Genomic DNA, 23,368 nt, shown 5'->3' on the forward strand with positions numbered 1-23,368 from the left:
GCCGTCGCTTCGTCCGCTCCACCTGAAGACGACGACGATGCCCCTCCCCCGCACTTCCCTGCTCCTCGCCCTGCTCGCGGCCATGGCACCCGTCCATGCCGCCGACACCACCACGCCGCAGACCACGCCGTTGGCGCCGGTGCACGTGCATGCTGAAAGTGTCGACGGTTACCACGCCGATACCTCGCAGTTGGATACCTTCGGCAGCTTCGGCAACGCACCGCTGCAAGACACGCCCGCCGCGATCACCGTGATCACCCGCGACCAGATCGACGATCGCCAGCCGCGCACGCTGAGCGAACTGGCCCGTGCCGACGCGGCGCTGGGCGACAACTACGCACCGGTCGGCTACTACCAGGACATCGCCATCCGCGGCTTTCCGCTGGATCTGGCCACCGGCTACCGGCTCAATGAGTTGAGTCTGGTCGGCGAACAACCGATTGCGCTGGAAGACAAGCAGCGGGTGGAGATCCTCAAGGGCCTCGGCGGTCTCGAAGCGGGCGTGGTGGCGCCTGGCGGACTGGTCAACTACGTCAGCAAGCGCCCGGCCGATGTGCACACCGCCACCGTCGGCACGGATTCGCACGGCTCGCGCTACCTCGCGGTGGACGTCGGCGGCTGGCTCAGCCCGAGCTTCGGTGTCCGCGTGAACGCGGCACACGACGGCATCCACTCCTACGTCGACCACGCGGACGGCCAGCGCAATGTCCTGTCAGTGGCTGCCGACTGGAAAATCAGTCCGAATGCCACCCTGCGACTGGACAGCAACTATCAGGCCAGCTCGCAGCGTTCCGCCTCCGGCTACCAGCTGCTCGGCGGCAACACGATTCCCGCCCACCCCAGCCGCACCCGCATGCTGGGTTTCGAACCGTGGCAACAGCCGGTGGGCGTCGATGCCAGCAACAGCACGTTGCGCTTCGACTACCGCTTCAGCGACGCCTGGAGTGCGCAGCTCTCGGCCGGCCACAGCCGCGCCGTGATCGACGACAACGTGGCCTTCGCTTACGGCTGCTTCTATTCGGCCGATTGCGCCAGTGGCACCACGCCGGGCTGGTTCTTCGCACCGAACGGCGACTACGACGTCTACGACTACCGCAGCCCCGACGACACCCGCATCAACGACGAAGCGCGCGCGGTACTCAAGGGCTCGTTCGACACCGGCGCGATCAGCCATGAAATCAGCGTGGGCACCAGTGCGTTCCGCCGCACCATCGACCGCCGTCCCTACGTCTACGACTACGTCGGCACCGGCAACATCGACCAGGTGGATCCGCCGTACTTCGCGCCGTCACCGAACCAGCCAGGAACTTCGGTGCGTCGCCTCACCAGCTGGCAGCATTCGGTATTTGCGCTCGATCGCGTGCACCTGGGTCCGCAATGGCAACTGCTCGCCGGCGGCCGTTTCGTGCGCCTGCACGAACGTGCCTACAACGACGTCGGCGTGCCCGAACGCGATACGCGCCTGAGCAAATTCCTGCCGCAGGCAGCCGTGCTGTGGCAGCCGACCGGCAAAGTGACCACCTACCTCAGTTACAGCGAGAGCCTGTCGCTGGGCAATGAAGCGCCGTACTGGACCTCCAATGGCGGCACCACGCTGGCGCCGTTGCTGTCGCGACAGACCGAGGCTGGCGTGAAGTACGCATGGAGCGATGCGTTGAGCCTTTCCGCTGCGCTGTACCGCATCCGCCAGCCGTACCAGTTCGCCCAGCCGGACAGCAGCGCCGAGGGCTTCACCTTCGTCCAGCGCGGCAACGAAGTGCACAGCGGACTGGAGCTCAACGCCGCCGGCCGCGTCAGCGACAACCTGCGCCTCACAGCCAGCGTCAACCTGATCCAGGCCCGCGCGCAGGACACCGGCACGCCTGATTACGAAGACCACCAGGTCGTCAACGTGCCACGTCTGCGCACAGCCGTGTATGCGGACTACCGGCTGCCGTTTGCCGCCGATATCAGCCTGCTTGGTGGCTGGCGCTACGCCAGCAGCAACGTCGCCACGCCGGACGGAACTACCCGCGTGCCGGGTTACCACGTGTTCGATGCGGGCCTGCGCTACGCCACGCGCTGGAACGACCACGCGCTCACCGTGCGGCTGAATGTGGACAATCTGTTCAACCACTTCTACTGGCGCGACACCGGCAGCTCCGGCGGCGACAGCTATCTGTTCCCTGGTGCACCGCGACTGGCGCGGCTGTCCGTGACTTACGCTTTCTGACATGACGGCGATCGAACTCATCGGAGCGTTGCTGAGCGCGTGGGGCGTCTGGCTCACCGCGCGGCGCAAGCCATGGTGCTGGCCGGTGGGACTGGTTTCGGTGCTGGTCTACACGTGGATCTTCGTCGACGCCAAGCTTTATTCCGACGCCCTGCTGCAACTGGCGTTTGCGGTACTGATCCTCTACGGCTGGTACCGCTGGTTGCAGCACCTTGGTGATGACGGTCGCGTCCAGGTGGCGGCGCTGCCGCGGCAGCAGGCCATCACGCATATCCTGTTCGGCGTGCTCGGCGCACTGGTGCTGGGTTTCGCCATGCACCGCTGGACCGATGCGGCCCTGCCCTGGCTGGACGCCGCCCTCACCGCGTTCAGCCTGGTCGCGCAGTGGTGGCAGGCGAAGCGGCACGTCGCGGCATGGTGGCTGTGGATCGTGGTCGACGTGATCTACGTCGGCGAGTACGTCTACAAGCACCTGCTGATCACGTCGGTACTGTATGCGGGGTTCATCGTGCTGGCGGTGATCGGGCTGCGTAGCTGGCAGGCAAGCCGGCATGACGCATCGATTGCGGGTGCTGCGTAAATCACGCGCGGGCCCTACGCTAACCGCGGGTCCGGCCGCCCGCCCGAGGCAACGTGTCCTCTCAACACCTCATTAACGCCGCAACGGTGCAAAATGACGGTCGCCATGAAAACCTCACTCCCTGTAAAACTGTGCATCGCCTTCCTGCTGCTGATCACTGCGCAGGTCGCCACGGCACAAAGCATCTACAAGTGCACGCGCGGCGGCCAGGTTGCCTACACCGACCGTCCCTGCCCCAACGGCGCGGGTGAACTGATTCACCAGGCCGACGACAGCGAAGTCATCGACCAGTATCTCCGGCTGGGCCAGGACGAACTGGCGAAGCGCTACGCGGACTCACACCACCTCGAAGCGCTGTACAAGGAGCACGTCGCGGCCCGCCAGCAGGCACAGGAAGAGAAAGCACAGCGTCAGGCCGAAGATGCCCAGGCCGCGCAACAGCGCGCCGAGCAGGAACAGCAGCAGACGTTGGTCGACGAAGCGGCCGAGCGCAATCGCCTGCAAGGCGAGAACGAGGTGCTGCGCCAGCAGAACGACGCCTACCAGGATCAGCTGCAGCAACAGACGTACAACCCGCCGCCCGCCTACTGGGTGCCCTACCCGAACCGTCGCCCTGACCGTGACCACGATCACCACGGTGATGGCGATCATCATCGGCCGCCACCGAAAGATCCGGTATACCATCCGTGCCGGCAGTTGGCCGGTGGGCGCACGGAGTGCTGATGAGGCCGGGCGAAACGAAGTAACGCCTGATCGTGAGCCGACGCGCCGGGTCGCCGCCTTGAAAGTCAGGGCAACGCGGGAATTTCCAGACTGCGTTCGGCGTCGCCGGTGGCACCGGTGCGCAGATTCGGTGGCAAGTGCCCCACGTCGCCCACCGAAATGACCTTGAAGCGGCCATCGGCCTCGACCAGGATCCTGGTGATGCTGGCATTGCCCACCGACATCTCCAGCCAGGCCTTGCTGTCCACGCCGAGTGCGCGCACGACCATGTTGCGGATCACGTTGCCGTGGCAAACCATCAATTCTGTCTGCGGATGCCCGGCAGCCGGCGTGAAATAGCGGGCGAACAAGCGGTCCAGTTGCTGCTTGCACGCGGCGAGATCGGCCGGCTTCTCTTTTGCCATGGCCTCGACGCGGCGCGTCGGTGGCATGCATTCGGCAAGGTCGTCCACCACCTCGAAGTGGCGCCCGGGGAAATCGCCCGCGATGATCGCGGCGGTATCGCGTGCGCGCTGCACCGGGCTTACCAACATCGTATCGAAACGAGTCGGCAAGCCAGCCAGCCGTGCACCGACGAGTTGCGCCTGGGCCACCCCGATCGGTGCCAGATGCGGACCCAGCCTGGAATCGGCGGCGGGATCGGGAAGGTAATAACCGTGACGCACCAGCACGATGGTTCGCGTCGCCGGCGCCGAACTCTCCGCGGCGCATAGCGGTGCAGTCAGCAACAGGCAGGAAAGCATCAGCAGAAGACGGGGAAGCATGGCGTGTCTCGGTACAGTTGATGACCGGAGTATCCAACGGGAACCCGACACGGACCAACTCTTCTGCCAAAGCGCCATCAGCGACCCGACCTTACTTTCCTTCCGGCACGAAATGCAGATCCTGGTAATCCCAGCTGAAATCGGCGACCGGTGAGATAGCCCGCAACGTCATCTGCTCGATGCTGCCGTCGGGATGCAGTGCGAAGGTGACGTAGGCATCTTCCATACCTGGTTTTTCCCAGTGCGTGCGGAAGGTGTCGTATTGCACGTGCTCCAGCGGCCCCTGCATGCCGGGTGTGCGATCCATGCTGATGCGCAGGCCTTTGGCATCGTGGGCGATCGTGGCCGTGCCATACCAGAGATCGCGGAACACACCGGCATAACCGTTCGGCGACAGCGACGGACCACGTTCGGGATGCGTCTTCGTCTGCGCTTCCTGCACGGCTTTCAAGGCGGCGGCTTCATCGAGTTTTTCCACCTGCAGAAACTTGCCTGTCCAGTCGCTGGGCGGCAGGTCGAGGTAGTGGTCGAGCAGGTGATAGAACATCGACATCAAGGTGCCGGCATCCTCGGAATTGAGCATGATCGCGAACGCGACATGCTTCTCCGGGATGATCGCCACCACCGAATACGCCCCCAGCACGCCACCCGTATGCATGATCAGTGGGTGGCCCCGGTAATCGCGCACGAACAGTCCCAGCGCATAAGCCTGGTAGGCCGGCTTGGTCAGTGCCAGCGGTGCGGGCGGCGCGCTGATCGGCACCAGGGTCTGCGGCGTCCACAACGCCTGTGATGCCGCTTCGCTGAACAGCCGCTTGCCGCCATCGAGCGCGCCACGGGCCAGTTGCACGCGCAGCCAGTGCGTCATGTCCTCGGCGCTGACGCCGAGTGCTCCGGCCGGCGCGCCGACATCGCTGGACAACACCGTACTCAGTACCGACGGCGGGCCCATGCCGCGCAACGGTCCGGAAATCTTGCCATGCAAGGACACGCTGTCCGGCCCGTGTCCATCGATGCTCGTCAGCGTGTCATGCATGTCCAGTGGCTGCAGGATGTGCTGCTGCACGAAGTCCTCCCAGCGTTGGCCGGACACCGCTTCGATCAGCTCGCCGGCGACGCTGTACAGCACGTTGTCGTAAGCGAAGCCGCTGCGGAAACCGGTCGCCGGTTTCAGGTAGCGGATGGCATGCACCAGCTCGGCACGCGAACGGGTGGTCGAAGGCAGAAACATCAGGTCGCCCTCGCCCAGGCCAAGTCCGCTGCGATGCACCAGCAGGTCGGTGATCGTCATGTTTTGCGACGTGTACGCGTCGTACATGCGAAAGCCGGGCAGCTTGTCGACGACCAGATCGTCCCAGTGCAACTTGCCCTGGTCGACCAGGATCGCCAGCGCCGCGGCAGTGAAGGCCTTGGTGTTGGAGCCGATCGGGAACGTGGTGTGTGCATCGACGCGCGCGGGTGCACCGAGTTTCCGGATGCCATAGGCGTGGGTCGAGGCTTGGCCGTTGTCGACGATCGCCACCGCCATGCCCGGCGTGTCGAAGGCCTTCATCGTCTTGGCGGCGAAGGCATCCAGGTCCTGCGGTGTCGTGGCCGTTGCCGGCGCACCGATGCCGACCAGGACGGTCACCAGCAACGGTGCCAGGAATCGGGGCAGGGATAGCCGTGGCGTCTTGCAGGTCATGGTCTTGCCTCGCTCGAGGGTGTCGTCAGCGCCGTTTCGCCGGCTTCTTCGCGCCACTGTCCTTTTTGGCCTTTTCCGGCTTGCTCTTGCCGGACAGCGACGGCCCGTCATAGCCAATGAATTTCTGACGCAGCTCGGTGATATCGCCGATGCGGCCGAACACGTCGCCCATCTCGCGGATCACCGCGTTGATCAGCAGGCTGAACAGGCTGGTGAGCGTGCCGAAGCTGTGCCACGCACGGCCCGTCTGCATGGGAATCGTCAGCACGTGCGGGGTCAGCTGGCGCGCCCAGTAGCACTGCGTGTCGGTGATGATCAGCAGCGGAATGCCGCGCTCCACCACCTCCTCGGCCAGCATGCGGAAATGGCGCGAGTAGCGACGTATGTCGATCAGCACCACGCAGCTTTTCTCCGTCGAGTCCAGCAGCATGCCGGTATAGGAACCGTCGCCCCCCGATTCAAACGAAACGCGCGGCCGGACGTGCTGCAGCGAGGAGGCGAAGCCCAGCCCGAGGAAGGATCCGTGCTGGAAACTGGCCACCGAAACGCGATCGGCCGATACCAGCATTTTCACGATGGGCGCCCATTCCTCGGTTCGCGCCAGCGCGTAGACATCGTTCAGGCTGCGGATCTCCGCCTGCAGGCTCTCGCTGACGTAATCGGCATCGGTGGAAGGTTCGGAAATCTTGTACAGCTGCATCCAGGGCGCATCGCCGCGCAACTCTTCTTTCAGGTCGCCGACACCGGCATAGCCGAGATTGCGCAGGAAGCGGCCCACCGTCATCGCGCTCACGCCGACGCGCTTGCCCAGCGACGCCGCCGTCTCGAACGGGATGCCGCTGATGTTGTGCAGCAGGTAGCTGGCGATTTTCTGCTCGGCCGTGGTGAACGTCTCCCACTGGCTTTTCAGTTTTTTCTGCAGGTCCTTGGTCATCGTCATCCGCTTATCTGGCCAGCACCATGGTAGCGCTCGCCGTTCCATGACTTTCCACGTCGCCCAGGCGACGACCGAGCATATACAACAGCGTGGCCGATACGCCGGCCACGGCCGCGATCATGGTAAAGAACCACGCGTGAGTAAGTTGGCTCCACAAGGTGCCCAGCGCGCCGGCCAGCAAATTACCGAAGAAGCCGGCGAAGAACCAGGTGGCAATGCTGGTGGCGCGGAAACCTTCCGGTGCCATACGTCCGAACAGACCCAGGCCCACCGGCAGGATATAAAGCTCGCCGGTGGTCATCAACACGAACCAGCCAACCAGCCAGACCCAGCTTGCCCGCGTGCCATGCGCATCGCACCAGGCCGCCACCAGGGCCAGCATCAGATAAGACGCAGCGACGGTCGCCGCGCCAAAGGCCATCTTGGCCAGCCACGGCGTTTCCACCCCGCGCTTCGCCAGACGTGCCCAGCGCGCCACCAGCAACGGCGTGAAGGCAAACACGATCAGCGAGTCCAGCGCCTGGAACCAGGTCATCGGTATCGTCCAGCCCACGGCCACCTCGCGGTCCACGCCGCTGTCGGCCCACAACGCGATGGTATTGCCGACCTGCTCGTAGGCGCCGCGGAACACCACCACGATGGCAGCGATAGCGATCAATAGCGCGAAACGATCGCGCGCCGCACGATCGAGTGACGGCCGTGCCGAGCGCGGTACGACGCCGCGTGACGGTTCCGGTGGCAAATAACGGGCACCGGCCAGGTAGATCACCAGCGACAACAACATGCCGAAGCCGGCCGCGGCGAAACCCCAGTGCCAACCGTACGTTTCGCCCAGCGTGCCGCATACAAACGGCGCCAGGAAGGCGCCCAGATTCACACCCACGTAGTAGATGTTGTACGCGTTCTTGCTGCGCGAGTCGCCATCGCGATACAGCCCCTCGATCTGGCTGGCAAGACTGGGCAGGAACAGGCCGTTTCCCAGCGCGATCGTGGCCAGCGCCGGATAGAACAGCGGCTCGGAGGCCATCATGAAATGACCCAGCGCCATCGTGGCGCCGCCGATCATCACGGCGTTGCGCTTGCCCAGCCAGCGATCGGCCACCATGCCACCAAACACCGGCGTGAAGTACACGAAGGCCGCGTACGCACCGTAAACCAGCGACGCATACTCCTGGCCCATGTCCAGGTGCTTGGTCATGTAATAGACCAGGATCGCGCGCATGCCGAAGAAGGAAAACATCTCCCACATTTCGGTGAGGAACAGCACGCTCAGTCCGCGCGGATGGCCAAACCAGTTGCGCTCGCGTGCTGGAATCATGTCTCCCCCCGTGCCCACCAGCATGCGGCCACTATGCCGCAACGGGCAGCGGGCCGCCCCATACCGTATCCGCGCACCAGATACGGCCGTCCTCGTAAACCACGCCCGGCGAATGGTCGCCGGTGAGGAACATCGGTCCGTCCAGGTCCACCACCGCACACGACTGGCCCAGCACGAAACCCGGCGCCATCGACAGCGACGACCCGGACATGTTGCCGACCATCAGCTCGAAGCCGAGTCCGCGCGCCTGTTCGGCCATGGCCAGCGCCTCGGTGAGGCCGCCGCACTTGTCCAGCTTGATGTTGATCATGCCGACGCGGCCGACCAGTGTCGGCAGGTCGTGGTGGTCCTGCACGCTTTCGTCCGCCGCGATGCGGATCGGACTGTCCAGACCATCGAGCCAGGCTTCTTTGCCGACCGGAAACGGTTGCTCGACCACCGCGACCCGCGTCTCCACCAGCGCCGGCAGCAACTGCGCGAACGACTCGCGCGTGAAGCCCTGGTTCGCATCAACCATGATCCAGGCGTCAGGATGCACCGCCCGCACGGCACGCACGCGATCCGCGTTGAGCTCGTCGTTGGTGAGTTTCAACTTGAGCGCACGGACGTTGGCAAAGCCGCGCGCCGTTTCGGCCATCCGGGCCGGTTCGTCCGCGCCGAGGGTGTACGTGGTCAGCAGTGGCCGGGGCGTCTCCTGGCCGGCCAGCATCCACACCGGCCGACCGCTGCGCTTCGCTTCCAGGTCCCACAACGCGCAGTCGATGGCGTTGCGCGCGCCGCCGGCGGGCAGCAGTTGCAGCAGTTGTTGCCGCGTCACGCCCGCCTCGATCCGCTCGCGCAGCGCCTCGACCTGCAACAGCATCGAAGCCGGCGTGTCGTGGTGGTAATAGACGCCCAGCGCCTCGCCCCGACCACTCCTGCCATCCTCGTGCAGGGTGACTACCAGCGTTTCGATCTCGGTGAAGGTGTAGCCCGTAATGTGAAACGGCGCCGTCATCGCCCACTTCTCGATGCCCACCTGCAACCGCAGCGGCGCGTGTCCTTCGGTACTCATGATGTCTCCCGGTCGTTTGTGTCGTTGCGCGTGCGGGACGGCTGCCCGTCAGAACCTCGCGTTGAAACTGATCAGCCCGAACGCCACGATGAACCACGCCAGGTAGATCGCCGCCAGCGCGAGCAAGGTTTCGCCCGCACGCACCCAGCGGCCGCGCCGCGGTGCCAGCCACGTCCGTACCGCATGCACGACCACCGCCAGCGCACCCAGCAGTGCCGGCACACCCAGCACGTAGAGCAGGTATAACCACGGCGTGCCGGAACCATCGAGCAGCAAGGTTTCATCCGACGACATGACGACGAGGAGCACCGCCCAGCCAAGCACGGCAACGACCAGCGCCAGCACGCCGAAGCGCGACAGCAGACGCGTGCGCCGCTGGCTGGCGCCCAGCTCCAGCGTCCGCCGGTAATGCCGGCGCACCCACCACCCGCCGAACCAGACCAACAAGGTCGCCAGTGCCAGCACGATCGACAGGCCAAGCAGCGGTCCGACCGAGCCCAGACTCTTCGCCGCGGACATGCGCTGGAACACGAACACCGGCACCTCAGCGTCGGTGGCCCAGTAGCGGATCGCACCCTGCGCGTCGGCGACGAATTCCAGTTGCGCCTTGCCGTTCACCTCGGTGTAGTGCAGCGGTCCGGTCGCACGCCAGTGCAGCGGCTTGCCCGCATAGTCGGTCAGCATCGACACGGTCAACGTGTCGTCCGGTTGCGCTGCAACGTTGACTTGGCCCAGCAGGTAAAGCATGCGCAACGCGCTGTCGTTGCGACGGCTGGACTGGTACCAGCCGGCCACGCGTGCCGCATCGGCCTTCGCAGTTGCCACCGTCGGTGGCGATACGACGGCGTGCGGAAAATAGCGATCGAGGAAGGCCTGGAAAATCGCCTTGCGGATCACGTGGGCGCCACCCTCGTTGCCGGCGCTGTTCAACGAAATGAACATGCCGACGTTCGCATCCAGCAGCAGATGCAGGTCGCTGTGGAAAACCACGGTATCGCCGCCGTGGCCGATGATGCGCTGGCCGTTGCTGTCTTCCTGGTAGAAGCCCAGGTCGAATCCGTTCAAGCCCGGCGCCGCGGTGTGCTGCGGGCTGTGCATCAGCTCGACAGTCGCCGGCTGCAGGACTCGCGTGTCACCGAAACGCCCGCCCTGAAGCTGGGCGATCATGAAGTTCGCCATGTCCAGCGCCGAGCTGCTCATCGCACCGGCCGGTGCCGGATCGACCAGTTCGAACGGCTGCGGTTTGCCGTCCGAGGCGCTCTTGTAACCCTTGGCCATCAACGGTGCCAGCGCCGCCGGCAGCGGCATCGCGAAGCTCGAGTGATGCATGTCCAGCGGATCGAAGATGTGATGCTTGATGTACTCGTCGAAGCGCTCGCCGGAGACGCGCTGCACGATATAGCCGGCCAGGCCGCAACCGTAGTTGGAATACGCCACGATCTCGCCGGGCGCGAAGATGCGCGCCGGGATGTGCGTCTTCAGGTAACGCTCCAGGTCGACATCGGCGATCTTCGAGGGCAGCAGGCCCCGCGCGGTGTCCTCGAAACCCGCGGTATGCGTCATCACCTGACGCAGGGTCACCGGCTTGCCGTCGCGCGGCGGGATCTTGAAGTCGAGGTAATCGTTGACGTCGTGGTCCAGATCCAGCTTGCCCTGCTCGACCTGCTGCATCACCGCCGTCCAGGTAAACAGCTTGGAGGTGGAGCCAGGACGGAACAACGTGTTTTCCGGTGACACCGGCGTGCGCGCCTTCAGGTCGGCATAACCGTAGCCCTTGGCAAACAGCACCTTGCCATCCTTGACGATCGAGATCACGCCGCCGGCAACATCGCCGCGCTGGAGTGCGAACGGCACCAGGCCATCGAGGAAGTTCGACAGGTCTTCGGCGGTCAGCGCATGTGTCGCGTCGCCGGGACGGGTCGCTGCCGACGGGGCGGCGATCGCCGCAGCGGATGGCGCCAGCGTCGAGGTCGCAGGCGCCGGGTTGAGCGGCTGCGGTACCTGCGCCATGGCAATGCCCGCGGCAAAGGTGATGGCAAACGCCGCGGCGAGTTTCGCATAGCGGTTCATGGACGCACTCCGGATACGGTTTGACGAAAAGGCATGCTCAGAAATCGACACTGGCGGACACTCCCACCGTGCGTGGCGATATATAGGAGGCACTGAACGGATTGGCGTCGGGGTCGGTGGTTTGCGCGCCAATCGCGGTGATGCCGCGTTCGTTGGTCAGGTTCTTGACGTAGGCCTTGATCGTCCAGTTGCCGTAGTTGACGCCGGCGCGCAGGTCGACACCGTCGTAGCTGGGAACCTCCTTGCGCGGCCCCGGCACGGCGCGGAAGTCGGACGTGCGCGAACCAATGAATCGATAGTTGCCACCGACAAAGCCGGACCATCCCGAGGCCAGCGGAAAGTCGTAGTCGATACCCAGGCTCGCATTCCACTTCGGCACGTACGGCAGGCGGTCACCCTTGTAGCCGAACAACCCCTCCTGCGTATCCGCGGACAGCTTCGGATCGGTCCAGCTGGCATTGGCCGACAGCACCAGGCCGCGCGCAGGCGCGAACTGCCATGCGGCTTCGAGGCCCTGGCTCTTGGCCTTGCCGCCATTGCCGAGGAAACCGAAGCCACCGGCGCTGACGGTCAGCTGGATCTTGCTCCAGTCGATGTAGAACGCCGCCACATCGAACGTCATGCGCCGATCGAGCACGGTCGACTTGAAGCCCAGCTCGTAGCTCACCAGCTTGTCGGGGCCGAACGTCAGCGGGGCGCCAAGACCCGGCGGCACGCCCACGTTCGGGCCGCCCGGACGGAAGCCCGAGGCGACGCGCACGTACGCCATCATGTCGTCACTGAACTTGTAGCTGGGATTGAACAGAAAGGTGGTCGGGCTGTCCGAACCACGGGTGGTGAAGTTGGTCGGCCCGACCAGCAGGCCGTCGCCGATCTGCGTGTACGCCGTGCGGTCCTTGGTGTAGCGCGCGCCCACCAGCACACTCAGTTGCGATGTCGCGTGCCAGGTCACGTCGCCATAGGCGGCCCACTCGGTGAAGATCGCCGGCCCCACGCCGATGTCCGCCAGTTGCGGCAGCGCGATCGGCACGCCGGTGGTCGCGTCGAAGCTCGCCATGTGCTGGAAGTTGTGGCTGTGCTCGCGCGTGTAGAACACGCCGGCGCGCCATTCCAGCGTCTGCGTTTCAGGCGACTGCAGACGCAGTTCCTGGGTGAACTTGCCCAGCGTGATGGTGTTGTCCAGCGCATAGCCGCCGTTGGACAGGCCGAACAGCGGATTCAGCAGCGGTCCGTAGGCCTGCGTGTAGTCGACGTCCGAACGCATCGCCTCCGTGCTGTAGGTGCTCGACGAAATGAACCGCGCCCAGCCCATGTCGGCGTTCAGCGACGCGTCGTACATCCGGTACTTGATCTTGAACAGCCCGGTGCCGGCGGCGCGGTCCTGCTGCAGGTCGCCGTGCAACGGCCGCAGCGTGTCGCGGTCCACGTCGACACCGACGTTTGCCAGGCCATCGCTGGATAGGTTCTGCGCCAGCGCGGACAACCGCAGCGACACGCGATCACTGGGCGTCCACAACACCTGCGCACGTGTACCGCTCACCTTGGCGCCATTGACGTCGGACCGGCCGGTGTTGCTGTTGTCGACGTAGCCGGGATCGTTGCGCTGGTACGCGTTCACACGCAGGCCGAGCTTGCCCTCCACCAGCGGCAGGTTGGCCATCGCGCGGCTGCTGAATCCGCTGCCGCCGCCGGACATGCTGCTGTAGCCGGCGCCCACGCGAGCGGAAGCCGTTGAGGTGTCCGGCGGCGTGGTGACGAACTTGATCAGTCCGCCCAGCGTGTTCGAACCGTACAGCGTCCCCTGCGGGCCGCGCAGCACTTCGATGCGCTGCAAGTCATCCGGATCGATGTCCGGGGTCAGCACCCCGCCGGCGGCATACACCGTGCTCGATCCATACGGCGCATCGTCGATGTAGGTACCCACCGTGGCATTGCCCTGCCCGCTGCCGGACGTGATGCCGCGCAGCACCAACTGGGTCCAGCCCTGACCATTCGAGATCACGTTGAGGCCAGGCACCCGCGTGGCGTAGTCCGCGAAGTTGACCGCGCTCTCGCGTTCCAGCTGCTGGCCTTGCAGCGCCGATACCGCCATCGGCACGTCCTGCAGGCGCTCGCTGCGCTTGTTGGCGGTCACCACAACGGTGCCCAGATCGGTTGGCGCGGTGCTGCTGGAAGCAGGCCGCGACTGCTGGTCCGCGACAGCCGCGTCACTCGATCTGTCACTGGCGGCTACTCGCGCCGTGGAGTCCGGCCCGACCGGATCCAGTGGCTGTGCCGCGACACCGAACGACCCCAGCAAGGCCACGCCAATGGCGATGCTGATACCGCGACGACCGTACTGCAGATGGCGAAATTCCATGACGTTCTCCCCCGAGATAGTCGCGTGGACAGTCCACGATCGCAGTGTTATCTGATTAACATTATCGTGTCAATGATATTTTGATATCACGACCAACCCACCCCGCGATCGCCGGATGCGCTCCACCTGTAACTGCAAAGTTTACCTTTGTAGTTTTCCTTCATAACTGGCAAACTTCGCAGATGAAGAGTCCCGCGAAAGATCCGGCAGCCGCCCGCGACATGGCCACGGCGGTCGAATTGCGTGTACTGGTCGGAAAACTGCGACGGCGGCTGCGCCAACAGGCGAATTTCGGTGGCCTGCCGTGGTCGCAGGTATCCGTACTCGGCCATCTCGAGCGTGACGGACCGGCCACGGTAACGACACTCGCACGCGCCGAAGGGATGCGTCCGCAATCCATGGGCGCGAATGTTTCGGCCCTGCTCGAGGCGGGACTGGTGCGCGGCGATCCGGATCCCGACGACGGGCGGCAAACCGTGCTTTCGCTTACCCCCGCCTGCCACAAACTGATCAAGGCAAGCCGCGCCGCGCGTGAAGACTGGCTGTTCCATGCCATCCAGACGCGGCTCGCGCCGAAGGAACAAGCGCAACTTGCCAGCACCGTCGAACTGCTCAAACGCCTCGTCGAATCGTGACGGCAACGCCGCACAACGCGTCGATCCCGTAGGAGCCCGCTAGCGGGCGATGCCTTTCGTTATGTGGAAAAGCATCGCCCGCCAGCGGGCTCCTACAAAACTTCCCCAAAGGACATCCCCATGGCCCTCACCACACTCGATCCGAACATCGCCCTCGTCGTCATCGATCTGCAGAAAGGCATCGTCGCCTACCCCACCGCCCACCCGACTGCCGACGTGGTGGCCCACGCCAGCGCGCTGGCCGATGCGTTCCGTCAGCACGATATGCCGGTGGTGCTGGTCAACGTGACCGGTGGCGCACCAGGCCGCACCGAACGTCCGCGCAACATGGGCGACCTGCCCGCCGACTGGGCGGAGCTGGTGCCCGAACTAAACCGGCAGCCGCAGGATCACCTAGTGACCAAGCGCACTTGGGGTGCGTTCTCATACACCGATCTCGAAGCGCACCTGAGAAAGCTGGGCGTGACCCAGATCGTGCTGGCCGGCGTCGCCACCAGCGTCGGCGTGGAGTCCACCGCGCGTTATGCGCATGAGCTGGGCTTCAACATCACCCTCGCCGTCGATGCCATGACCGACATGAGCGCCGATGCGCACCAGAACAGCGTCGCCAACATTTTCCCGCGCCTCGGCGAGACCGGCACCACTGGGGAAATCATCCGGCTGCTCGACGACTCCCGCGCCTGATCGCGGCGTTACTTCTGCGAGGTTGCTGACGAGGCGATGAAAGGCACGTTCCGTTCGCTGAGAATCTTCAACTACCGGGTGTGGGCCGGCGGCGCGCTGGTGTCCAACATCGGCACGTGGGCACAACGCATCGGCCAGGACTGGCTGGTGCTCACGCAGCTGACCCACCACAACGCCACGGCGGTAGGCACGGTGATGGCGCTGCAGTTCGGGCCGCAGCTATTGATGCTGCCGTGGAGCGGTTTCGCCGCCGATCACCTGGACCGACGCAAATTGCTGATCGCCACGCAGGCGGCCATGGGCTTGCTGGCGCTGGCGCTGGGCATCCTCACCATCGGCGGATGGGTGCACTTGTGGCAGGTCTATGTGTTCGCGTTCCTGCTTGGCTGCGTGACCGCGTTCGATGCTCCCGCACGGCAGACCTTCGTCTCCGACCTGGTCGGCGAAGCGGATCTGTCCAACGCGGTGGCGTTGAACTCCACGTCGTTCAACGCCGCGCGGATGATCGGCCCGGCGGTCGCCGGCATGCTGATCGCCAGCGTCGGCGAAGGCTGGCTGTTCGTGATCAACGCCGCCTCGTTCGCCGCCGTGCTCGCCTCCCTTTGCCTGCTGCGCATCCATGAACTGCATCGGGAAGAACGGGCGGTGCGCAGCCGCGGCAGCCTGGCGGACGGTTTCCGCTACGTCTGGCACAGGCCGGACCTGAAAGCCGTGCTGGTGATGCTGTTCCTGATCGGCACGTTCGGACTGAACTTTCCGATCTTTATCTCGACCATGTCGGTCACCGTCTTTCATGGCGACGCCAGCCAATACGGCTTGCTGACCTCGATCATGGCGATCGGCACCGTCGGCGGGGCGCTGCTGGCCGCCCGTCGCGAAAAACCCGGCTTCGTACTGCTGTCGATCGCCGCGGCCACGTTCGGAGTCGGCCTGTTGCTGGCCGCGATGATGCCGAGCTACTGGTTGTTCGGCAGCGCCCTGCTCGTCGTCGGCGTGGCTGCGCCGACCTTCACCATTTCGACCAACAGCATGATGCAGCTGTCGACCGAACGGACGATGCGCGGACGCGTGCTGGCGATTCGCCTGGCCGTCGCGCTCGGCGGCACGCCGATCGGCGCACCCATCGTTGGCTGGGTGGTCGATCGATTCGGTGCGCGCTGGGCGCTCGGCGTTGGCGCAACGGCGGGTTGCATCGCCGCCGCTGTCGGCATCCGCTACCTGGCGAAGTATCGCCAGCTGCAGTTGCACGTCGACGGGTGGCATCCGCGTTTCACGCTTGGCGACGCGGGTTCCGTGGGCGCATTGCCCGGCAAGTGACTGGCCCTTTCGCTTCGCAACACTCGTGATGCGACAACCCGCGAGTCACCGTTCCACGAACAACGCCTGCAATTGCGAATAAGGCATCGAGCCTTCGCTCATCGACCCGGAATCGCTCGTGGCGAGAAAGTCCTTCGCCAGCTTTTCCGCCTGGCCCCAGAGCATCTGCGAAATTCCGGAACCGGCACTCAACCGTCGTACACCCAGCCGACCCAGCTCTGCCGCCGATGCCAGGCCCGGCCACGCCATGACGTTGACCGGCATGCCGGCGCCTTCCACCACCGCGGCGATTTCCGATGGATCGCAAAGCCCCGGCACGAACAGGCCATCGGCTCCGGCCGCGCGATACATCGCACTGCGCGACAGCGTCTCGCCAACGCGCTTCGGCCCTTCGACCAGACCTGCCAGGAAAACATCGGTGCGGACGTTGACGAAAATGTCCAAGCCCGACTTTTCGGCCGCGGCCCTTATCGCTTCGATCTTGGCCGCAAGCTTCGCCGGGGCATCCGTTCCATCTTCGATGTTGATGCCGGCGACACCCGCGTCGAGCAGCCGTCGGATCGTTTCGCCCACCGCGCTGGCATCGTCCGAGTAGCCGTTTTCCATATCGACCGACAATGGCACCCGGAGCACGCGTGCCATGTTGGCCGCGGCGGCGATCGCCACCTCGACCGGCATCCTTCCGCCGTCGGCATAGCCCATCGCCCACGCCACACCGGCGCTGGTGGTGGCGATCGCCGGCGCACCGAGACTCTCGAACAATCGGGCGCTTCCGGCATCCCAGGCGTTGGGCAGCCGCAACGGTTCAGGACCACCGTGCATCTGACGGAACGTGGCGGCGTGCTGGGACATATCGATCTCCGTTGAATGCAGGCTGGGTGAGCTGAAAGAGTAGCGCCTGGGGCTCGTGCTGTGCCGCCGGATACGTCACTTTCTGAAATCGATCGTTGCCCGGATCGGGCGGCGGGCGTCGATGGTCAGACGACAGCCTGCAACACCAGCGCGACGCCGATAATGATGAGCCCGACGTGGATGCAACGAAGAAACAAGTGTCCGTCCAGCCGGCCATGCACGGCCTGCCCCAGCAGGATCGCCGCGACAACCACCGGCAACGATGTCAGATAGTCATGGGTGACCTCCGGCTTCCACAATCCTGCCAGCCAGTAGCCCGTCATCGCCATCAGGCTGGCAGGCAGGAAGTAGCCTTGCAGGGTGGCACGGAAACGCTTAGGCGACCAGCCGCGCAGCGCGCCATACATCACCAACGGCGGTCCGTTCATGCCGTACGCACCGCCCAGGACGCCGGCAGCGAAGCCGAATATCCAGGCCAGTTTGTCGTCATCGAGCGCCGCCTTTTTCCGGCTCCACAACGAGTAGGACGAAAACGCGACGATAAGCACGCCAAGGCACGTCTTGACCACGGCGCCGTCGACCCGGGTCAACAGCAACAGACCCAGCGGCGTCCCGACCAGCGTCGACAGGACCAGCCAGCCGGCGCTGCGCACATGAACGTGCCGCCAGTCCTGCGCAAGCACGATCACGGACACCGTGATCGAGATCAGCACCGCCAATGGCGCGGCAACATCCACCGGCATGACCAGCGCCAGCAGGGGCACGGCGATCAACGCTTCGCCAAAACCGAATGCCGAGCGCACGAAGGTCGCGAGAAACAACACTGCCATCACATGGATCATCGGCCAGTTCGCGATCATTTGCCCTCGTCGGATGTGCTGCGGTCAGCCGTGAATTCTACAGCTGTCCGACGAAAGGTCTGCGCGGTGCGGTGCCGCTGCAGGCCGTCGGGAAATGCAACGTCGCGATGGCTTGAGGGCGATGGCGAAACGGTGACCGGGGAACCCAACCATCTCGGGGTTCCCCGGCCATGACCAGGTCGGCAGTTGCCTTCGTGAACTAGTGCGCCCCGTCGCGAGGTACCACCGTGATGGTGATTTTCGACGGATGCTCGCTATCGTGGTGAACGGCATTGTGCGCGATCACGCCTTTCGTCTCGTCGTAGTTGTTGCCGCCGGTGTTGAGATTGCGATCGAAGCGCGGGAAGTTGCTGCTCGAGATCGCCACCCGCAGCTTGTGACCCGATTTGAAGTAATTGCTGGTGTCGATCGGCTGGAACGTCACCTTGTACACCTGCCCCGGCGACATCCATGCCAGCGGCTTGTCGTAACCGTTGCGATAACGCATGCGCTGGATGTTTTCGGTGAGGTTGTAGGCCTTGCCGTCGGGATAGACGTCCATCACCTTGAAGGTGAAGTCGGTGTCCTTGGCATCGGACGACACGTACAGGGTGACGGTGATCGGGCCGCTGACTTCGGTGCCTTTCTTGAACGGCTCGGTGTCGTAGACCAGGATGTCGTTGCGGGTCTCGTGTCCGCGCTGGTCGTACGATCCAAACTTCACCGCATTGCCCTGGCAGCAACCGCCACCACCGAAGGTCGGCACCGGGTTGGCTGGGTCGTAGATGAACTGGTCGGGGTGATCGACCGTGTCCGCCGCGGTGGTCAGTGCGCCGTCACCGTACAGCGTGTTGGCCTTGCCCTTGCTGCTCAAATAGAAGTCCTCGGTGGTGGCGCCGGCCGGCGGCCAGCTGGATGATGTCTTCCACTGATTCTCGCCCATGACGTAATAGGTGACCTTGGCCTGCTTTTCCAGAATGCCGTTGTCTTCGCCCTTGAGGAAATGGTCGAACCAGCCGTACATCAGCTTGTTGTAGTCGAGGCGGGCATCGCCCATGTCGAGATCGCCGATCACGGTGTTCTCGGTGGCGCGGGTGTACGCGCAATGCAGCACCGGAGCGATCACCGCGTACTGCTGGTCGGCGATGGCCTTCGGCGCGGTACGCCTGACTTCGTTGTAGGCAGCCAGGTTGGGCGACACCGACACGTCGAACCAGCTCATGAACCACAGGCCAGGCTTGCTGACCTTCATGCTCTCGTTCCACAGGCCGCCTTTTTTCCAGGCCGGGTCGTTCGGCGCGCGGACGATCATGTTGCCGCCGGTGGGCACGGGCATGGCCGTGTCGAAAATGCCCGGCGGTCCACCCACCGACTTGATGATGTCCTTTTCCGGCAGGTGCCAGAACGCCTTGTCCCAGTCCACCGGCGGCATCTGCGGCGCGAAGTCGAACATCTTGGAGGTGCGGATCAGGTCGGCTTGCGAAGTATTCGACGGCAGCGTCGGCCGCACCTGGTTCTGCTCGCCATAGAGCCAGTCGATGAACAGCATCTGCACCGCGCCACCGCGATACCAGTTGCCTTGTTCGTAGTACGGACCGACCTTGCCCACGCCGGCGCCGAAACCCTGCACGTTGAACGTGGCCAAGCCCGGATCGTTCTGCGCCACCACGGCCAGCTGCCACTCCGCCGTCGACGAACAGCCGGTGGTACCGACCTTGCCATTGGACCAGGGCTGCGACGACATCCATTTGATCTCGTCGGAGCCATCGGTCAACGGCGGCCCGAGGATGTCGTAATTGCCCTGCGAGTAGAAATGTCCGCGCTCGTTCATTTCGACGAAGGCGTAGCCACGCTTGACCGCCTCGAGCTCCTTGCTCATGTCGCGCGGCGCGCCGATCCTCACATCCCAGAAATTGAAGTTGTAGGGCGTGCGCACGAAGATGATCGGCACTTTGCCGGTGGCGTTTTTCGGACGATAGACGTCGGCCGCCATCAACTTGCCGTCGCGCATCTTCACCATCACCTTGCGGTCGACGATCGCCACTTTCTGCAGTTGCCGCTCGATGTCGTTGCGCTGGGCAACCAGCTTGGCCTGCGGATCGAGGCGCTGCGCCGAGGCCGGTACGGCCAGCAACAGCGAAAGACCGAAGGGAACGGCCATGCCCGCAAAGGCGGTACACAGGTGCTTCTTGTGCATTCGGTGTCTCCTTGCATTGACTACCAATGATGTTGCGCTCACTTGCCGGAAAAACGTACTAAAGCGAGAAGTCGTACCTGAGCGAGAGCCTGACCGTGCGCGGATCGGTGTAGCTGACCACGCGCCCGCCGTCGCGGCTCAGGGTGTTGCGCGGACTGTAGAACCTCTCGATCCGGTTCTGCGCGACCTGCGAGTTGAACAGGTTGAACACATCGACCTTGAGCTCGAACTGATGGTCGGCGAAGGCGGGCCGGTAGGCCGCATTGACATCCACGGTGTACTCCCAGGGCATGCGCCCCTGCGATCCGCGCGGCGTCTCCTTGTAGGTTGCCGGAGTGACCACGTTGCCATTCGCATCCACGACCGCATCCACGCCGCAGAAGAAATATCCGCCCCCGCCAAGGAACGGCACGCCGGCCACCGGCCAGTAGCCGTTGCAGTTCTTCGGGCGACCGGACAGGACGGTGAACGCGCCACCGACGCGCCATTCCGGGGTGAACTCGAAATAGCCGTAGGCCTTGAGCGCATGGGTGCGATCGTTCGGCAGCGGACCGTTGGAGCCGACCATGTTCTCCGGACGGTCCCAGCTCACGGTTTGCGAAACATCGGTCTGCCCAGTGTCGGAGCGCAGCTGGCCCTCGGTGTCGCCGTAGCTGCGCGAGAAGGTATAGGTCACCTTGCCATACCAGCCGTTGTCGAGCGGATGCTCCAGGAAGAAATCGAGCGCGTAATACCTGCGCTTGAGTTCGGGAAAACCCGACTCGGCCTGGGTAACCGTGATGGTCTTGAGCGTGCCGTCGTCATTCGGGACGAGAAAGACATTGGCCCGACCCGGGTTGAACAACCGGCAGAACCCATCCAGCGGGGCGTAGCAGGTATCGTCGATGGAGCCGAGCAGGTTGCGGTACGTCGCCTTGGCGCCGAACACGTACTTTCCGAGCGACTTCTCCATGCCCAGGATGTATTCGTCCTGGTAGTTCGATTTGAGGTTCTTGGCGGCGATCGTCCGGGGATCGGGATACTGGCCGTATTCCTGGTTGACCGAATAGGGTCCGGGCAACGGCCCCTTGCCCGGACCATCGCGACCGATGGGCACCAGGCCAGTCGGTACACCGTTGGCGTCGACACCCGTATAAGTGAAATATTCACGGGTGTTGAGCGAACCGCCAATGCCGCGCCGCGCCACATTGTTTGGCAGGGCGAGGTGATAACGGCCCGCGTTGGCGAACACCTTCAACGAGGAATCACCGAACACGTCCCAGCTGACGCCCAGGCGCGGCGCAAGCTGGTGGCGCTGGGCGACATAGGCCTGGTTCGCGCCGTTGTAGTTGGTGAATTGCTCGTTGCGCAGACCCAGCTTGAGCAGCCACTGATCGTTGATCTGCCAGGCGTCCTGGATGTACTGCGCTTCCTGTTCAACGGTAAACGTGCCGCCGGCGAGGAACACGCCTTCGTCCACGTAATCCTGTTGGCCGGGAGCACCGATGCCGGCACCCGCATCGATCGACTGGTCTGGCGTCTGCGTGCGATGGTAGGTGTAGGCAAGGTTTCCCGGCCCGGAATTCTTGTCGATCACCGTCGCTTCCAGGTTCTGCCGATCGACGCCGAAAGTCAGGGTATGGCTGCCCAACGTCCAGTCCAAATCGAGGCGCCAGCCATTCGTCCTGCTGCCGTTGTCCGGCGTACCGGGCGACAGATAAGGCTGCGCCGGATTGGAATATTTGCGTTCGCCCGCGGCCACGCCACGGTCATCCTCGACATAAGGCTGGCTGGGGTCGTATCCCAGCGGCTCGGAATAATTTTCCGAGTTTTGCCGGCCATATTGGGCGGAAAGCGTCAGGTTGTCGGTGAGGTAGCCGGTGTACTTGGCGACATACAGCTTGCTGGAATCCTTGTAGCGATAGCCGCCGATCCTGTCCCGGCCGCCCGTCACCGACGGATAGTCGACCGGACTGTAGTAGACGTCGTCCTGGCCGGTTTCGTCGGAGACTGCGGTGAACTCGAGGATATTGCTGTCGTTGAGGTTCCAGTCCAGCTTGGTCATCCAGCGCGGCGTCTTGTAATCCGAATCGATCCTGCCGGTCGAAATCGCATCGTCGGCATTCTGGTAGACGGGGCTGTTCTTCTTTTCGAACTCACCGCTGGCGTAGAAGAACAGCTTGTCCTTGATCAGCGGACCGCTGATGTACGCGCCGACCTCCGCGGACGACGTCTTGTTGCTCCGGCGGTACTGGTAGAGCTGGCCGGAAAGCGGCGCCTGCGTACCTGGCACGTAGTAGATGTTGCGCGGGCTGGACTCCAGCGACCTCGGCGACCAGTACATGGCCGCACCGGCTTTCCAGGTGTTGCCGCCACGCTTGGTGGTGATATTGATCACGCCACCGATGGAGCGTCCGAACTCCGGGCCGTAACCGCCGGTGAGCACTTGTTCCTGGTCGATGGCATCGAACGGCAACGTGGTCGCACCGATGCTGTTCAGTGGATTGGTGACCGGATAGCCGTTGATGTAATAGGCATTCTCCGACGCCGCGGAACCACCGAACGACGCCGTATTGCCGTAGCGAGAATCGCTGCCGACGGCGCCCGGCGCGAGCAGCGCCGCCTGGGTGACGTCACGTGTCACCGGGATTCTGGCCATCTGTTCCGACGTAAGGACAGTGCGCGTGTCGACCGAGGAAACATCGATGGCCGGCAGCGCCGAAGCCGCCACGGAAATACCCTCCAGCGTTCGCGCATCCGCCGCCGATGGCTTGGCCGCGGCGAACGACACTTCGGCGCCGGTGCCCGCATGCACGACAACATTGTCGCGATGCTGCAGAGTCTCGCCCCCGCCCCGCAGGGAAACCTCGTAGGTGCCTACCGGCATCGCCGGTGCGCGATAGCGACCTGCACTATCCACCGGCACTTCGCGGGTCAGTCCGGTACCGAGGTTACGCAACACGACGGTGGTTCCCGGCTTGGCATCGACCTGGCCAAAAACGGCACCGGAACTGCTCTGCGCAAAAGATGTACCGGCGCAACACGCCAGGGACCATCCCATGGCCAACGTCGTACGTCGCCATCCGCGGCGGGTGAAAGAATGCATGAATGATCTCCCGAGAAAGTATTAGTGCATCCGCTGTCAGCCCTCCCCCAAAGAACTG

17 protein-coding genes are annotated in these 23,368 nt (G+C 64.2%); 6 read left to right on the forward strand and 11 right to left on the reverse strand.

Going from position 1 to position 23,368, the window contains the following annotated elements; all coding sequences use genetic code 11:
* Positions 1–37 precede the first annotated feature (37 nt).
* The 3 genes from ACPPVV_RS12695 (at position 38) to ACPPVV_RS12705 (ending at position 3,515) form a co-directional block, all read left to right on the forward strand.
* Entirely contained in the window at positions 38–2,212 is a 2,175-nt protein-coding gene (locus ACPPVV_RS12695; protein WP_426700251.1) for a TonB-dependent siderophore receptor, read from the forward strand.
* A gap of 1 nt (position 2,213) precedes the next feature.
* Positions 2,214–2,792, forward strand: a complete 579-nt coding sequence (pnuC, locus tag ACPPVV_RS12700; RefSeq protein WP_426700252.1) for a nicotinamide riboside transporter PnuC — start codon at positions 2,214–2,216, stop codon at positions 2,790–2,792.
* Between the two features lie 105 nt (positions 2,793–2,897).
* On the forward strand, positions 2,898–3,515 hold the full coding sequence (locus ACPPVV_RS12705; protein ID WP_426700253.1) for a DUF4124 domain-containing protein: 618 nt from the start codon (positions 2,898–2,900) through the stop codon (positions 3,513–3,515).
* Positions 3,516–3,580: 65 nt separating this feature from the next.
* Here ACPPVV_RS12705 and ACPPVV_RS12710 read toward each other — a convergent pair whose 3' ends face one another.
* The 7 genes from ACPPVV_RS12710 to ACPPVV_RS12740 form a co-directional block, all read right to left on the reverse strand.
* Positions 3,581–4,279: a histidine phosphatase family protein gene (locus ACPPVV_RS12710; RefSeq protein ID WP_426700254.1), complete on the reverse strand. Its 699-nt coding sequence runs from the start codon at positions 4,277–4,279 to the stop codon at positions 3,581–3,583.
* A 91-nt stretch (positions 4,280–4,370) separates the two neighbouring features.
* The gene (locus tag ACPPVV_RS12715) at positions 4,371–5,963 is read right to left on the reverse strand and encodes a serine hydrolase (RefSeq protein ID WP_426700255.1); all 1,593 of its coding nucleotides are present in this window, start codon (positions 5,961–5,963) and stop codon (positions 4,371–4,373) included.
* 25 nt (positions 5,964–5,988) lie between these two features.
* The gene (locus ACPPVV_RS12720) at positions 5,989–6,903 is read right to left on the reverse strand and encodes a MurR/RpiR family transcriptional regulator (protein WP_426700256.1); all 915 of its coding nucleotides are present in this window, start codon (positions 6,901–6,903) and stop codon (positions 5,989–5,991) included.
* A gap of 4 nt (positions 6,904–6,907) precedes the next feature.
* Complete coding sequence (locus tag ACPPVV_RS12725; protein WP_426700257.1) at positions 6,908–8,218, reverse strand: peptide MFS transporter; 1,311 nt, start codon at positions 8,216–8,218, stop codon at positions 6,908–6,910.
* Positions 8,219–8,249: 31 nt separating this feature from the next.
* The gene (locus tag ACPPVV_RS12730) at positions 8,250–9,272 is read right to left on the reverse strand and encodes a dipeptide epimerase (protein ID WP_426700258.1); all 1,023 of its coding nucleotides are present in this window, start codon (positions 9,270–9,272) and stop codon (positions 8,250–8,252) included.
* Positions 9,273–9,320: 48 nt separating this feature from the next.
* Positions 9,321–11,342 (reverse strand): serine hydrolase, encoded by a 2,022-nt coding sequence (locus ACPPVV_RS12735; RefSeq protein ID WP_426700259.1) that lies wholly within the window; start codon positions 11,340–11,342, stop codon positions 9,321–9,323.
* A gap of 37 nt (positions 11,343–11,379) precedes the next feature.
* Positions 11,380–13,701, reverse strand: coding sequence for a TonB-dependent receptor (locus ACPPVV_RS12740; protein WP_426700260.1), 2,322 nt, complete (start codon positions 13,699–13,701; stop codon positions 11,380–11,382).
* A gap of 182 nt (positions 13,702–13,883) precedes the next feature.
* On the opposite strand from ACPPVV_RS12740, the gene ACPPVV_RS12745 reads away from it, so the two are divergent.
* The 3 genes from ACPPVV_RS12745 to ACPPVV_RS12755 all read left to right on the forward strand — a co-directional run bounded on the left by ACPPVV_RS12745 (position 13,884) and on the right by ACPPVV_RS12755 (position 16,337).
* On the forward strand, positions 13,884–14,336 hold the full coding sequence (locus ACPPVV_RS12745) for a MarR family winged helix-turn-helix transcriptional regulator (protein WP_426700261.1): 453 nt from the start codon (positions 13,884–13,886) through the stop codon (positions 14,334–14,336).
* Positions 14,337–14,456: 120 nt separating this feature from the next.
* Entirely contained in the window at positions 14,457–15,020 is a 564-nt protein-coding gene (locus tag ACPPVV_RS12750; RefSeq protein ID WP_426700262.1) for an isochorismatase family protein, read from the forward strand.
* 36 nt (positions 15,021–15,056) lie between these two features.
* On the forward strand, positions 15,057–16,337 hold the full coding sequence (locus ACPPVV_RS12755) for an MFS transporter (RefSeq protein ID WP_426700263.1): 1,281 nt from the start codon (positions 15,057–15,059) through the stop codon (positions 16,335–16,337).
* Positions 16,338–16,382: 45 nt separating this feature from the next.
* Here ACPPVV_RS12755 and ACPPVV_RS12760 read toward each other — a convergent pair whose 3' ends face one another.
* The 4 genes from ACPPVV_RS12760 to ACPPVV_RS12775 all read right to left on the reverse strand — a co-directional run bounded on the left by ACPPVV_RS12760 (position 16,383) and on the right by ACPPVV_RS12775 (position 23,310).
* The gene (locus ACPPVV_RS12760) at positions 16,383–17,189 is read right to left on the reverse strand and encodes an isocitrate lyase/PEP mutase family protein (RefSeq protein WP_426700264.1); all 807 of its coding nucleotides are present in this window, start codon (positions 17,187–17,189) and stop codon (positions 16,383–16,385) included.
* Between the two features lie 125 nt (positions 17,190–17,314).
* Entirely contained in the window at positions 17,315–18,049 is a 735-nt protein-coding gene (locus ACPPVV_RS12765) for a sulfite exporter TauE/SafE family protein (RefSeq protein WP_426700265.1), read from the reverse strand.
* A 199-nt stretch (positions 18,050–18,248) separates the two neighbouring features.
* Positions 18,249–20,225 (reverse strand): CocE/NonD family hydrolase, encoded by a 1,977-nt coding sequence (locus ACPPVV_RS12770; RefSeq protein WP_426700266.1) that lies wholly within the window; start codon positions 20,223–20,225, stop codon positions 18,249–18,251.
* 58 nt (positions 20,226–20,283) lie between these two features.
* Complete coding sequence (locus ACPPVV_RS12775; protein ID WP_426700267.1) at positions 20,284–23,310, reverse strand: TonB-dependent receptor; 3,027 nt, start codon at positions 23,308–23,310, stop codon at positions 20,284–20,286.
* Between the last annotated feature and the right edge of the window lie 58 nt (positions 23,311–23,368).

It is taken from the genome of Rhodanobacter sp. Col0626 (genome assembly GCF_049994385.1).
Lineage (GTDB): Bacteria > Pseudomonadota > Gammaproteobacteria > Xanthomonadales > Rhodanobacteraceae > Rhodanobacter.